The sequence below is a fragment of the Variovorax sp. TLI9-5A genome (assembly GCF_056867935.1).
The window spans coordinates 463,796-477,611 of sequence record NZ_CP200310.1 but is presented as its reverse complement, the minus strand read 5'-3'; the positions used below and the strand labels follow the sequence as shown (position 1 = coordinate 477,611).

Below are 13,816 nucleotides of genomic sequence, written 5' to 3'. Positions count from 1 at the left end.
GGTGTTTGCGTTCTTTGCCCGGAAAAACGAGCTTCCAGAAAGAATCTTGCTTAACATCGGCATCCATGGAAAGCATCGACAAGTTCGACCTCGCAATCCTGCAAGAACTGCAGGCCGACGGACGCCTTACCAACGCCGAGCTTGCGCAGCGCGTGGGCCTGTCGGCCGCGCCCTGCTGGCGCCGGGTGCGCGCGCTGGAGGAAGCCGGCTTCATCAAGGGTTACCACGCCGAGATCGACCGCCACAAGATCGGCCTGGGCGTGCTCGCCTTCGTGCGGGTCGATACCGAGCGCGTCACCCACGAGGCCACCCGCCGGCTGGAAGACGCGATCCGCAAGCTGCCCGACGTGATCGCCTGCCACTACATCAGCGGCACCGGCACCTTCGAGCTGCAGGTGGTGGCGCAGGACCTCGACAGCTTCTCGGCCTTCGCGCGGCAGCACCTGATGAACCTGCCGAACGTGAAGGACCTGCACACCAGCTTCTCGCTGGGCGAGGTGAAAGCCAGCAGCGCGCTGCCGCTGGCGCACCTCGGCGCAGGCGCCGGCCGGCCGCGCGCCTCCTAGCCTTCGGGACAGTTCAGCGCCGCTCGGCCCGGCTCGCCTCGCGAACCGCGCGGAATTCCGACGACTGCCCCCACTCCGGCCAGCGCCGGCTGTTCGCCAGCGTCTCGCCCACGCGGTAGAGCAGCGGCAGGTCGTGCGCCATGCCAGTGAAGGACCAGTCGGCGCGCCACTCGTCGGCCGGCTGGTGGTAGCGCTCGGCGGTGTAGGCCTTGCTCGCCGCCTCGCCCGCCGCGAGGCCGCCGTCCACCAGGTCGTTGCCCGAGGCGAAGGACAGCGCGGGCACGCCGCGCTTGGCGAAGGAGAAATGGTCGGAGCGGAAGAAGTAGCCGGCCTCCGGATGCGGGTCGGGCGCGTAGGCCAGGCCGAAGCCGCGCGCCTGCTCCACCAGCAGATCCTGCAGCTGCGAGACAGCGCTGCCCGAGGTGCTGAAGTTGCGCGCCGGGCCTTCGGGGCTGAGCGCGTCCATGTTGAGCACGGCCACCGTCTTCCCGAGCGGGTACAGCGGCTTCGCGCCGTAGAACTCGGAGCCCAGCAGGCCGCGCTCCTCCGCCGTCACCGCGAGGAAGACGACCGAGCGCTCGGGCTTGTGGCGCGCGCTCGCGAAGGCACGCCCCATCTCGATGAGCGCGGCCAGGCCGGTGCCGTTGTCGACGGCGCCGTTGTAGATGCGGTCGCCCTTCGCGTCGGGCGCGCCCACGCCGAGGTGGTCCCAATGGGCGCTGTAGATCACCGTCTCGTCCGGGTGCTTGCGACCCTCGACGCGCCCCACCACGTTCTTCGACACGATCACCTGCCGGTCGATCGCGTACTCGGCCGACAGGCTCGCGTCCTTCAGCGGCTGCGGCTGGAACTCGCGCGTCTGCGCGAGCTTCTTCTGCGCCTCGAAGTCCAGCCCCGCGCGGCGCAGCAGGTCGACCGCCACGTCGCGCTGTATCCAGCCCTCCAGCTTCGGGTGCACCGACGCGGGTTGCTCGCGCTCGATGTCGAGCATGGTCGCGGTGTTGGAGTTCTTGACCGTGGCCCAGCCGTAGGCGGCAGGCGCGGTCTCGTGGACGATCAGCACGCCCAGCGCGCCGCGGCGTGCGGCCTCCTCGAACTTGTAGGTCCAGCGGCCGTAGTAGGTCATGGCCTTGCCGCCGAAGTCGCCGCTGCCGGTCTCGAAGTCGGGGTCGTTCACCAGCACCACGGCGATCTTGCCCTTCAGGTCGACGCCCTTGTAGTCGTCCCAGCGCCGCTCGGGCGCACTCACGCCATAGCCCACGAAGACCAGCGGCGCCTGCTGGATCGACACCGCGGTCGAGCCGTCGAGCGCCGCGCGCACCGCGATCTGCTCGCCCTGCGCCAGCGCGTCTCGCTGCGTGCCCACCTGCAGCGTGATCTGCGGCGTGCCTCGGAACTCGGTCTTCACCAGCGGCACCGACTGCGTCCAGCCGCGCCGGCCGCCTTCGAGATCGCCGCCGGGCGCGAGGCCGGCGGCCTTGAACTGGGCGATGAGGTAGTCGACCGTCTTCGCTTCCGCCGGCGTGGCCGGCGCGCGGCCCTCGAAATCGTCGCCCGAGACCGTCTTCACGATCTGCGAGAGGCGCTGCGGATCGAAGCGCGGCGTCGCGGAATCCGCCGCCAGCGCGACGGCGGCGCCCGATGCAAGGCCGATGCCGCAAAGAAGATGGGAAGCAAGGGTAGCGAGCCGCTGTGTCGTCATGCAAGGCGCTCCTGGGCCGGAAAGCCCCGGATGCTAGCCAGCGGGCAGCGATTGCCGGCCGATGCCCTTCGTTCCGCCCGGAGAACCTTAGTTGGCCTCGCGCGGCGATCCCCGGAACAGGTCCAACGGAAGGCCACCGATAGCGACAGCCTAAAATCCCCGCCCACCACCTTCCTCCCGCCGGACGGCGAACAACAAGGACCCCGAATGAACTCCCTCCGCCGCGCCCTGGCTTTCGGCCTCGCCGCCGCCACGCTCGCCTTTGGCGCCCAGGCCCAGAACCGCGAGCTGATCGTGGCTTCCAGCGCCACCTACGCGCCCTTCGCCTTCGAGAACAAGGACAAGCAGATCGTCGGCTTCGACATCGACATCATCAACGCCATCGCCAAGCAGCAGGGCCTGAAGATCAAGATCGTCAACACACCCTTCACCGGCATCTTCGGCGCGCTGAACAACGGCGACGTCGACCTCGTGATCTCGGGCGTCACCATCAACGAGAAGCGCAAGCAGAGCTACGACTTCACGCCGCCGTACTTCGCGGCCCGCCAGCTGATCGCGCTGCCGAAGAACAGCAAGGTCGCCTCGCTGAAGGACCTGGCCGGCAAGAAGATCGCCGTGGTCAGCGCCTCCACCGCCGACGACATCGCCTCGCGCGAGTTCGGCAAGACCAACCCCGACATCCGCCGCTTCGAGAGCACGCCGCTCATCATTTCCGAGCTGGCCGGCGGCGGCGTCGATGCCGCCATGGGCGACAACGGCGTGATCGCCTACCGCGTGGCGCAGAACCCCGATCTGAAGACGCTGGACGACAAGTCCTTTCCCGAAGAGGGCTTCGGCATCGTCGTGAAGAAGGGCGACAAGCCGCTTCTGGACAAGCTCACGGCCGGCCTCGCCGCCATCCGCGCCGACGGCAGCTACGTGACGATCTACAAGAAGTGGTTCAACAAGGACCCGAACGTGCGCTGAGCCGCACGGTATTTCCCTGAACACGGCCGCCCTCCAGCGGCCGTTTCGTTTTTTCGTTGACTGAGAGTTGAGGACGCAAGCATGGAACAACCGATCCTGCTGTTTGGATGGTTCCGATGGGACATCCTCGTTGAGTACAAGGACCTGTTCTGGCAGGGCGCATGGATGACGCTGCGCATGACGGTGGTCTGCGTGCTGCTGGGCTCGAGCTGGGGGCTGTGCCTCGCGCTCGCGCGGCTGGCGCATCCGCGCCACGCGCCGTGGACCTGGGTGGCGCGCTTCTTCCTGCGCTGGCCGGCCACGGTGTACGTGAGCTTCTTCCGGGGCACGCCGCTGTTCGTGCAGATCCTCTTGATCCACTTCGCGGTGATGCCGGTGTTCATCCACCCGACCTCGGGCATCCTGATCGACGGCGAGCTCGCACGCACGCTCAAGCAGGAGCACGGCGCGCTCATCTCGGGCGTGGTGGCGCTCACGCTCAACTCGGCGGCCTACATCTCGGAAGTGTTCCGCGCGGGCATCCAGTCGATCTCGCGCGGCCAGTTCGACGCGGGCCGCTCGATCGGCTTCACGCCCGTGCAGGTGATGCGCTACGTGGTGCTGCCGCAGGCCTTCCGCCGCATGCTGCCGCCGCTGGGCAACAACGCCATCGCGCTGCTGAAAGATACGTCGCTGGTCTCCGCCATCGGCCTGGCCGAGCTGGCGTATGCCGCGCGCACCGTGGCCGGCGCCTATGCGCGCTACTGGGAGCCGTACCTCGCGATCTCGGTGATCTACTGGGTCATGACGCTGGTGCTGACGACGCTTCTTCGCCGCCTCGAACACCGCCTCGCCCGCAGCGACAGGGGATGACGGCGGCAGGCGCGCCAGAATAGCGCCACATGCCGCCCATATCCCCCGAAGAGACACCCATCCCGCCAGCGAGGCCGCAGCCGACGAAGTTCGCGGCCCTCGTGCCCCTCCAGCTCCCCGTGTTCCGCATGCTGTGGAGCACCTGGCTCGTCGCCAACATCTGCATGTGGATGAACGACGTGGCGGCAGCGTGGATGATGACCACGCTCACTTCTTCGCCGATCTGGGTGGCGCTGGTGCAGTCGGCCTCCACGCTGCCGGTGTTCCTTCTGGGCCTGCCCAGCGGCGCGCTGGCCGACATCCTCGACCGCCGGCGCTGGCTGGTGGCCACGCAGTTCTGGCTGGCCGGCACCGCCATCGTGCTGTGCGCCGCGCTGGCGCTCGACCTCATGACCGCGCCGCTGCTGCTGGCGCTGACTTTCGCCAACGGCATCGGGCTGGCACTGCGCTGGCCGGTGTTCGCGGCCATCGTGCCCGAGCTGGTTCCGCGCACGCAGCTGCCGGCAGCGCTGGGCCTGAACGGCATCGCGATGAACGCATCGCGCATCGTGGGCCCGCTCACCGCCGGCATGCTGATCGCGAGCGCGGGCAGCATCTGGGTGTTCGCGCTGAACGCGGTGCTGTCGGTGGCCTCGGGCTTCGTGGTGCTGCGCTGGCGGCGCGAGCACACGCCCAACCCGCTGGGCCGCGAGAAGCTCATCAGTGCAATGCGCGTGGGCGTGCAGTTCGTGCGGCAGTCGCAGCGCATGCGCGCGGTGCTCACGCGCATCTCGATCTTCTTCTTCCACTCGACCGCGCTGCTGGCGCTGCTGCCGCTGCTGGCGCGCAACCTGCAGGGCGGCGGCGCGGGCACCTTCACGCTGCTGCTGGCGGCCATGGGCGCGGGCGCGATCGTGGCGGTGCTGTTCCTGCCCCGGCTGCGCCAGGCGATGGGGCGCGACCAGCTGGTGCTGCGCGGCACGCTGCTGCAGTCGGGCGCCACGGCGGTGATGGCCTTCGCGCCCAACGCGTGGATCGCGGTGCCGGCGATGTTCTTCGGCGGCATGGCGTGGATCACGGTGGCCAACTCGCTCTCGGTGTCGGCCCAGCTCGCGCTGCCCGACTGGGTGCGCGCGCGCGGCATGTCGATGTACCAGATGGCGATCATGGGCGCGAGCGCGATCGGCGCGGCCATCTGGGGGCAGGTGGCCACCGTCAGCTCGCTGGTCGCGAGCCTGTGCGTGGCCGCCGTCAGCGGCACGCTGCTGATGCTCGCGGCGCTGCGCTGGGTGACCGACCTCAGCGGCGAGGACGACACCAGCCCCGCGCAGGCCGGCTGGGCCGCCGGTCCGCCGACGAAGGCGCCGGAGGAAACCGGCCGCGTGGTGATCACCGTCGAATACCTCATCGACCCCGCCCGCGCCGCAGCCTTCCACCTCGTGATGCAGCAGACGCGCCGCGCGCGCCTGAGCCAGGGCGCCATCGGCTGGGAGCTGCTGCACGACATCGTGCAACCCGAGCGCTACGTGGAGCAGATCGTCGACGAGACCTGGACCGACCACCTGCGCCGCTTCAACCGCGCGACGGCCAGCGACATGGCGCTGCGCGAACGCAGGCTCGCCTTCCACATCGGCGAGTCGTCGCCGGTCGTCACGCGGTACATCGTGAGGCGCTGAACCGGCATCCGGTCGGACCCTGTGATACGGAAGTTCGTCGGTTTCCTGATTGTCGAATGCCCTGAATAATGGGCCGCGCCGGGCCCCCACGGCCTTGCGAAGAACAAGAAGGAGCAAGAGCCATGCGTATGGAGCAACGCGACAGGTCTCGGCGCCGCCATGCGGCCTTTGCGGCATCTCCTCTTCCATGGCTCGCCGCCGCCGTCGCGGGACTGGCGGGCGCCACCGCCGGCGCCGCATGCGGCCCCACCACCACGCCGAACACCGGCGACAGCGTGGTCTGCGACGGCACCACCACCGGCCCGGCCAGCGTGATCGCCACGCCGGGCAGCACCGGCGTCGCCATCACCGTGAACAGCGGCGCCACGCTGAGCACCAACGCCACGCAGGCGCTGCTGGTACGCGACGCCAGCACCATCACGAACAACGGCACCATCACCGTCTCTGGCGGCTCGGGCTCGGCGCGCGCGGCGATGGTGGCCACGGGCAACGACAACGCCATGACCAACAACGGCACGATCCGCACCACGAGCAGCGGCACCTCGGGCATCCTGGTCACGTCCAACAGCAGCACGCGCACGCTGATCACCAACAACGGCAGCATCAGCACCACGGGCGGCAGTTCGCACGGCATCTCCACGCTGGGGCCGGGCAACACGGTCATCAACAGCGGCAGCATCACGACCAGCGGCAGTTCTGCCAAGGGCGTGTACCTGCAGGGCGGCAACCTCGTGGCCAACCTGTTGGTGAACACCGGCAGCATCGCCACCACCGGCGCCAACTCGCCCTCGGGCGGGGCCGACGCGGTGCACGCGAACACGCTGGGCACCAGCTTCTTCTCGCGCGTGGAGAACCGCGCCGGCGCCACGCTGTCGAGCGCCAACGGCTACGGCTATCGCGGCCAGAACGGCAACGACACGCTGGTCAACGCCGGCACCATCGAGGGCCACGGCGGCGCGGCCAACACCGACGCGATCTACATGGGCGCGCTGGGCAACGGCACGCTGATATTGCAGACGGGCTCGGTCATCCGCGGCGGCGCCGACGGCGGCGTCGGCAAGACCGCCAGCACATTTCTCGAAGGCAGCGGCACGGTCGACAACGCCTTGCGCAACTTCCAGAACCTCACGATGCGCGGCACCGCGTGGTCCTGGCTGACTGATGCGACCTTTTCCGACTCGGTGCGGGTGGAGTCCGGGCGCTTCACCCTGCCCGCCACGCTGACCAGCCCCGCCATCACCGTGCTGCCCGGCGCCACGGTGGCCGGCACCGGCACCTTCGCCGGCAGCGTGACGAACCAGGGCACGCTGCTGCCCGGCCCGAACGACGGCGTGAACTTCGGCGCCTTCACGGTGCGCGGCAACTACTTCGGCGGCAGCGGCGCGCTGGTGCAGGTCAACACGGTGCTGGCGGGCGACAACTCGCCGTCCGACAGGCTGGTGATCGACGGCGGCGCGGCTTCCGGCGCCACCGGCCTGCGCGTGGTCAACCGCGGCGGCATGGGCGCGCCCACGCTGGCCGACGGCATCCTGGTGGTGCAGGCGGTCAACGGCGGCACCACCGCCGACGGCGCCTTCTCGCTGACGCAAGCGGTGGAGGCCGGCGCCTACGGCTACCGACTCTTCCGCGGCGGCGCGACCGGCGCCAACCCGGGCAACTGGTATCTGCGCAACAACGGCTACCTGGTCGGCGGGCACGTGGTGGGCTCGCTGGAGGAAGCGATCGAGGAGGCCGAGGCCTCGGGCACGCCGATGCCGGTGGAGCAGGTCAAGCTCTACCGGCCCGAGATCCCGCTCTACAGCGCCTTGCCGATCGCTGTGCGCCGGCTGGGCTGGCGCAGCTGGGCACCTTCCACGACCGGCAGGGCGACCAGCAACTGCTCGCCGACGATGCCACCGGTGAAGGCAGGCAGGCCTCGTGGGGCCGCGTGTTCGGCGAGAGCACGCGGCAGCGCCTGCGCGGCGACGCGAACCCGCAGTTCGACGGCAGCGTCAGTGGCCTGCAACTGGGCCACGACTTCCTCGCCGCCACCGATGCATCGGGCGGACGCCATCGCGTCGGCGTGCTGGGCGGCTACACCCGCGCCAGCGGCAATGCGAGCGGCATCGCCGACGGCGCCACCAACGAGGCGGCCGGCCGCATCACCGTGGAGGGCTACAGCCTGGGCGCCTACTGGACCCGCATCGCGAGCAGCGGCTGGTACAGCGACGCCGTGCTGCTGGCCACGCGCTACAAGGCCGATGCGCGCTCCACCCTCGGGCGCGGCGGCCGTTCGCACGGCACCAGCGTGACCGCGTCCATCGAGGCCGGCTACCCGCTGGCGCTCAGCGACAACGTCACGCTGCAGCCGCAGGTGCAGCTGATCTGGCAGCGCAGCTCGCTCGACAGCTTCGACGACGGCATCTCCTCCGTGCGCTTCCAGCGCGACAACGCCGTCACCGGCCGGCTGGGCGCGCGGCTCGAAGGGCGCTTCGAGGCCGGCGGCGGCGTGTGGAAGCCGTATCTCAAGCTCAACCTGTGGCACACCTTCAGCGGCAGCAACGCGATCTACCTCGGGCCCACCGACCAGGTCGTCAACCGCCGCAACTCGGGCGCGCTGGAGGCGGGCGGCGGCATCGTCGGGCAGTTGAACAGGAAGCTGGCGGTCTACGGCGGGCTGGCCTACACCAGCGCCGTGGGCAACACCCAGCAGACCAGCTGGCAAGGGCAGGTCGGGATGCGCCTGCGCTGGTGAGCCCGGCGGCCACTGGCCGCCGACCGTGGAATACCCGTTTCTTGACCATTTGGGTGAATTTGATGGCACGCGGCTTGCATGGCAGTAAATCGTCGGGTATCCACGGATAGTCCATCTTTTTTGACCGTATGGATAATTTAAGCCACCGCCACGCCCGGCGCCACGAGGTACACCCAAGATGAATCCGCCGCCCCTGCGCAGCCGCTTCTGGTCCGACCTGACCAGCGAAGAGTTCTCCCGCCTCGACCGCGAACGGCTCATCGCCGTGCTGCCGGTGGGCGCCACCGAGCAGCACGGCCCGCATCTGCCGATGTCGACCGACACCGCCACCATCGACGGCATGGTGCGCGCCACGCTGCCGCACCTGCCCGACGACCTGCCGGTGCTGTTCCTGCCCACCGTGCCCTATGGCAAGAGCAACGAGCATTCGCGCTACCCGGGCACGCTCACGGTGTCGGCAAACACGCTGATCTCGATGTGGAAGGACATCGGCGCCTGCGTCGCCAAAGCCGGCGTGCGCAAGCTGGTGCTCTACAACAGCCACGGCGGCCAGATGAGCGTGATGGACATCGTCGCACGCGACCTGCGCGAGGAGCACGGCATGATGGTCGTGGCCGCCAACTGGTACACGCTGGGCCTGCCCGAGGGCCTGTTCACCGCGCACGAAGGCAGGCACGGCATCCACGCCGGCGACCTCGAAAGCTCGGTGATGCTGCACCTCACGCCCGACTACGTGCGCCGCGACCAGTTCCGCAACTTCAGCTCCATGACCGAGCAGCTGGCCGTCGAGAACAAGTTCCTCTCGATCACGCCCAGCGGCAAGCTCGGCTGGCAGATGCACGACATCAACCCGGCAGGCGCCGCCGGCGACGCCACGCGCGCCACCGCAGAGAAAGGCGCGGCCGTGCTCGACCACGTGGGCCGCCGCTTCGTCGAGCTGCTGCAGGAGGTCGACCGCTTCCCGCTCTCGCGCCTGGCCAACCAGCCGGCCTGGAAATGAGCGCCGACGCCACCACCGCTGCCGGCGCGCCGCTGGTCAGCCTGCGCAACGTCAGCAAGCGCTTCGCCAACGGCACGCTCGCGCTGCAGGGCATGTCGCTGGACATCGGCGAGCACGACTTCATCAGCTTCCTCGGCCCCTCGGGCTGCGGCAAGAGCACCGCGCTGCGCCTCATCGCGGGGCTCACGCGCCTGAGTTCGGGCGAGATGCACTGGAGCGGTGCCGCCACCAACAAGAACGGCAAGACCGACCGCGACCTGGGCTTCGTGTTCCAGGAACCCACGCTCATGCCCTGGGCCAAGGTGTTCGACAACGTCTGGCTGCCGCTCAAGCTCGCCGGCACCAGCCGCGACGCCGCCGCGCCGGTGGTGAAGCAGGCGCTGGAGATGGTCGGCCTCTCGCGCTTCGCCGACGTGTACCCGCGCGAGCTCTCGGGCGGCATGAAGATGCGCGTGTCGATCGCGCGCGCGCTGGTCACGCACCCGCGCCTGCTGCTGATGGACGAGCCCTTCGCCGCGCTCGACGAGATGACGCGCATCAAGCTCAACAACGACCTGCTGGCCATCTGGCGCGAGCACCGCTTCTCGGTGCTGTTCGTCACGCACAGCGTGTACGAGTCGGTGTATCTGTCGAACCGCATCGTGGTGATGGCCGCGCGGCCCGGCCGCGTGATCGACGAGATCCGCATCGACGAGCCCTATCCGCGCGGCGAAGACTTCCGCACCTCGACCCGCTACAACGCGCACTGCACCGCGGTGTCGCAATCGCTGCATGGAGCCCTGCATGGCCTCGACATCGATCACTGAGACCAACGCAGCCGGCCCTCTCGCGGATGCCGGCGCTGCGCCCTCCGAGGCCGCGCTGCGCGCGCACGAAGACCGTCTGCGCCGGCGCGAGTCGATGCTGCGCATCGTGGTGCCCGCGGCCATCGTCGCGCTGCTGCTGCTGGTGTGGGAATGGACGGTTCGCGCCAACAACATCCCGCACTACATCCTGCCCGCGCCCTCGCTCATCATCCGCACGCTGTTCGACAACTGGGATTCGCTCTCCGGCGCGCTGTGGTTCACCGTCAAGCTCACGCTGCTGGCGCTGGTCGCGGCCATCGTGGGCGGCGTGCTGCTGGCGATCGCCTTCGCGCTGTTCAAATGGGTGGAGATCGGCCTGTTCCCGATCGCGGTGATCCTGCAGGTGACGCCGATCATCGCGATCGCGCCGCTGATCCTGATCTACGTGTCGAGCACCACGGCGGCGCTGCTGCTGTGTGCGTGGATCGTGGCCTTCTTCCCGATCCTGTCGAACACCGTCATCGGCCTGAAAAGCGCGGACAGCAACCTTCGCGACCTGTTCCAGCTCTACAAGGCCTCGCCGTGGCAGACCTTCCGCTACCTGCTCGCGCCCAGCGCGCTGCCCTACTTCATGGCGGGCCTGAAAATCGCGGGCGGCCTGAGCCTGATCGGCGCGGTGGTGGCCGAGTTCACGGCCGGCACGGCGGGCAAGGAGACGGGGCTGGCCTCGCGCATTCTCGAATCGAGCTTCCGCACCGAGATTCCGATGATGTTCGCGGCGCTGCTGCTGGTGTCCTTGCTGGGTATCCTGATCTTCATCGTGTTCGCCGCACTGTCGCGCCTGGTCCTCGGCCACTGGCACGAAAGCGAGATGCGTCGTGAAAGGTAAGTTGCTCACCCCCAGGCTGCGCGCACTTCGTGTCGCTTCGCCAACCCCCGACCGGGGGCAACACCTGCGGCCCGGCAAAGCCGGTTCCGCGGTGTTCCCTTGCAAAGACGTCCCCTGGACGCAGGCTCGATGAACTCGACACACGCTTCCCCCGCGAACGTCGACTGGAACGCCGTGCGCGAGGATCTGCGCGGCCTCAACGTGATCACCGCGCCCGGCCAGCGCAAGCAGCTGTCGAAGGACTTCTACTGGTACAGCCCCATCCTCACCGAGCAGCTCGCGGGCTGCGTGGCCGACCTGGTGGTGAAGGTCGGCACCGAGGACGACGTGCGCCAGGCCGCTTCGGTGGCCGCGAAGTGGAGGCTGCCGCTCACGGTGCGCGCGGGCGGCACTGGCAACTACGGCCAGTGCGTGCCGCTGGAAGGCGGCATCGTGCTCGACGTGACGCAGATGTGCCGCGTGCTCGACATCCAGCCCGGCAGCATCCGCGTGGAGGCCGGCGCGCGCATGCACGACATCGACCTCGCCGCGCGCGAGACCGGGCAGGCGCTGCGCATGTGGCCCTCGACCTGGCACGTGGCCTCCATCGGCGGCTTCATCGCGGGCGGCTTCGGCGGCATCGGCTCGTTCCGCCACGGCATCCTTCGCGACCCGGGCAACCTGCTGCGCGCGCGCGTGATGACGGTGGAGCGCGAGCCGCGCGTCATCGAGCTGCACGGCGACGAGATCCAGCAGGTGCACCACGCCTACGGCACCAACGGCGTGATCCTCGACGTGGAAGTGGCGCTGAGCCCGGCCGTCGACTGGGTGCACTGCACGGTGCTGTTCGACACCTATCGCGGCGCCCTCGACTTCGGCATTGCCGCGCAGGCGCCCTCGCTCGACATCTTCCTGCTCTCGACGGTCGAGGCGCGCTTCTCGCCCTACTACACCGCCATGCGCGACCGTTTCCCGGCCGACCGTCACGCGGTGTTCGCGATGGTCTCGCCCGAGTCGATGGCCGACTTCCGCGCGCTCGCTACAGCGCAGGGCGGCACCATCTCGGTGGCCGGCACCGAGGCCGAGCTGCTCGCCGAAGGCCTGCCTCCCGCCTACGAGTGCGCCTTCAACCACACGACGCTGCAGGCACTGAAGGCCGACCGCGGCTGGACCTACCTGCAGGTGGCCTACGCCCAGCCCTTCGATCCGTCGGTGGTCGAGCGGCACCTCGAGATCTTCGGCGACGACGTGCTGCAGCACCAGGACTTCGCGCGCGCCAACGGCGAGTGCGGCACCTTCGGCATCCTGCTGGTGCGCTGGAAGGGCAAGGACCACCAGTACGAGGTGATTCGCGAGATCGAATCGCAGGGCGGCTGCGTGATCTTCAACCCGCATGTCGTGACCATCGAGGACGGCGGCATGAAGACCATCGACACGCAGCAGATCGAGTTCAAGAAGCGCAGCGACCCGATGGGCCTGATGAACCCTGGAAAAACACGCGGCTGGCGCGCCGACATGGCCGTCGGGCGCTGAAAAGCCTTAGTCTCCGCATCCCGTACTTTTCAACGAAACCTCCACAGGAGCACGTTCCCATGCGCATTCCCGCCTTCGCTCTTCGCCCGCTCGTTCTCGGCCTCGCCCTCGCGGGCGCCGCCTTCGCCGTGCAGGCGCAGGAAAAAGTGGTGTTCGCCACCAACTGGAAGGCGCAGGCCGGCCACGGCGGCTTCTACCAGGCGCTGGTGGACGGCACCTACAAGAAGTACGGCCTCGACGTCGACATCCAGCAGGGCGGCCCGATGGTCAACAACCGGCCGATGCTGCCGGCCGGCAAGGTCGACTTCCTGATGACCGGCAACCTGCTGCAGTCCTTCGACAACGTGAAGAACGGCGTGCCAACCGTGGTGGTGGCCGCCTTCTTCCAGAAGGACCCGCAGGCCATGTTCGCGCACCCCGGCCAGGGCTTCGACACCTTCAAGGACATGACCAAGGCGCCGGTGGCCTTCATCGGCAAGGACGGCCAGTTCAGCTTCTGGCAGTGGATGAAGTCGGAGCACGGCTTCAAGGACTCGCAGCTCAAGCCCTACACCTTCAACGTGGGCCCGTTCCTGGCCGACAAGAAGTCGATCCAGCAGGGTTACGCCATCTCGGAGCCGCTGTCGATCAAGGCGCAGGCCGGCTTCGACCCGGTGGTGCAGCTGCTGGCAGACAACGGCTTCTCGACCTACTCGACCACCATCGAGACGCGCGCCGACCTGATCAAGACCAAGCCCGAGACGGTGCGCAAGTTCGTCGAGGCCTCGATCATCGGCTGGAACAACTACCTCTACGGCGACAACAAGGCCGCCAACGAGATGATCGCCAAGATCAACCCCGACTCGCCCGTGGCTGCCTCGCAGGGCTCCATCGAGCTGATGAAGAAGATGGGCATCGTCGACAGCGGCGAATCGCTCACCAAGGGCATCGGCGCGATGGACGAGGCCCGCGTGAAGGACTTCTACGACAAGATGGTCAAGGCCGGCCTGTACAAGCCCGGCGAGGTCGACCTGTCGAAGGTGGTCACCACGCAGTTCGTGAACAAGGGCGTCGGCATCGACGTGCGCAAGAAGCTCACGGGCAAGTAAGCACACCGATTTTTCCCGCGGGTCGCGCGGGGCTTGCGCCGGGGTCAGATGCCGGCGCCTGGGTTGC

At 68.6% G+C, this 13,816-nt stretch carries 11 protein-coding genes and 1 pseudogene; 11 read left to right on the top strand and 1 reads right to left on the bottom strand.

The genetic code is table 11. The features are described from left to right. Positions 1 to 65 precede the first annotated feature (65 nt). Entirely contained in the window at positions 66 to 566 is a 501-nt protein-coding gene (locus AC1VNX_RS02310) for an Lrp/AsnC family transcriptional regulator (RefSeq protein ID WP_483155300.1), read from the top strand. A 13-nt stretch (positions 567 to 579) separates the two neighbouring features. On the opposite strand, the gene AC1VNX_RS02305 is transcribed toward AC1VNX_RS02310, so the two are convergent. Next, a complete protein-coding gene (locus AC1VNX_RS02305) occupies positions 580 to 2,268 on the bottom strand; it encodes a M28 family metallopeptidase (protein WP_483155299.1) in 1,689 nt (562 codons plus the stop codon). Between the two features lie 207 nt (positions 2,269 to 2,475). Here AC1VNX_RS02305 and AC1VNX_RS02300 point away from each other — a divergent pair, with 207 nt between their 5' ends. The 10 genes and pseudogenes from AC1VNX_RS02300 (at position 2,476) to AC1VNX_RS02255 (ending at position 13,749) form a co-directional block, all read left to right on the top strand. Continuing rightward, positions 2,476 to 3,234: a basic amino acid ABC transporter substrate-binding protein gene (locus AC1VNX_RS02300; protein WP_483155298.1), complete on the top strand. Its 759-nt coding sequence runs from the start codon at positions 2,476 to 2,478 to the stop codon at positions 3,232 to 3,234. An 81-nt stretch (positions 3,235 to 3,315) separates the two neighbouring features. After that, complete coding sequence (locus tag AC1VNX_RS02295) at positions 3,316 to 4,086, top strand: amino acid ABC transporter permease (RefSeq protein ID WP_483155297.1); 771 nt, start codon at positions 3,316 to 3,318, stop codon at positions 4,084 to 4,086. 29 nt (positions 4,087 to 4,115) lie between these two features. Next, positions 4,116 to 5,741, top strand: a complete 1,626-nt coding sequence (locus AC1VNX_RS02290; protein WP_483155296.1) for an MFS transporter — start codon at positions 4,116 to 4,118, stop codon at positions 5,739 to 5,741. 68 nt (positions 5,742 to 5,809) lie between these two features. Then, a pseudogene (locus AC1VNX_RS02285) lies at positions 5,810 to 7,303 on the top strand (autotransporter outer membrane beta-barrel domain-containing protein); the annotation flags it as partial. Between the two features lie 95 nt (positions 7,304 to 7,398). Then, positions 7,399 to 8,475 carry an autotransporter family protein gene (locus tag AC1VNX_RS02280; RefSeq protein ID WP_483161860.1) on the top strand — a complete coding sequence of 359 codons (1,077 nt, stop codon included), beginning with the start codon at positions 7,399 to 7,401 and terminating at the stop codon, positions 8,473 to 8,475. 178 nt (positions 8,476 to 8,653) lie between these two features. Next, positions 8,654 to 9,475 (top strand): creatininase family protein, encoded by an 822-nt coding sequence (locus AC1VNX_RS02275; RefSeq protein WP_483155295.1) that lies wholly within the window; start codon positions 8,654 to 8,656, stop codon positions 9,473 to 9,475. After that, positions 9,472 to 10,281, top strand: a complete 810-nt coding sequence (locus AC1VNX_RS02270) for an ABC transporter ATP-binding protein (protein WP_483155294.1) — start codon at positions 9,472 to 9,474, stop codon at positions 10,279 to 10,281. The genes AC1VNX_RS02275 and AC1VNX_RS02270 overlap by 4 nt, the downstream gene beginning before the upstream one ends. Then, positions 10,259 to 11,149, top strand: coding sequence for an ABC transporter permease (locus tag AC1VNX_RS02265; RefSeq protein WP_483155293.1), 891 nt, complete (start codon positions 10,259 to 10,261; stop codon positions 11,147 to 11,149). The genes AC1VNX_RS02270 and AC1VNX_RS02265 overlap by 23 nt, the downstream gene beginning before the upstream one ends. 129 nt (positions 11,150 to 11,278) lie before the next feature. Continuing rightward, entirely contained in the window at positions 11,279 to 12,661 is a 1,383-nt protein-coding gene (locus tag AC1VNX_RS02260) for an FAD-binding oxidoreductase (protein ID WP_483155292.1), read from the top strand. 59 nt (positions 12,662 to 12,720) lie between these two features. Then, the gene (locus AC1VNX_RS02255; RefSeq protein ID WP_483155291.1) at positions 12,721 to 13,749 is read left to right on the top strand and encodes an ABC transporter substrate-binding protein; all 1,029 of its coding nucleotides are present in this window, start codon (positions 12,721 to 12,723) and stop codon (positions 13,747 to 13,749) included. Positions 13,750 to 13,816 lie beyond the last annotated feature (67 nt).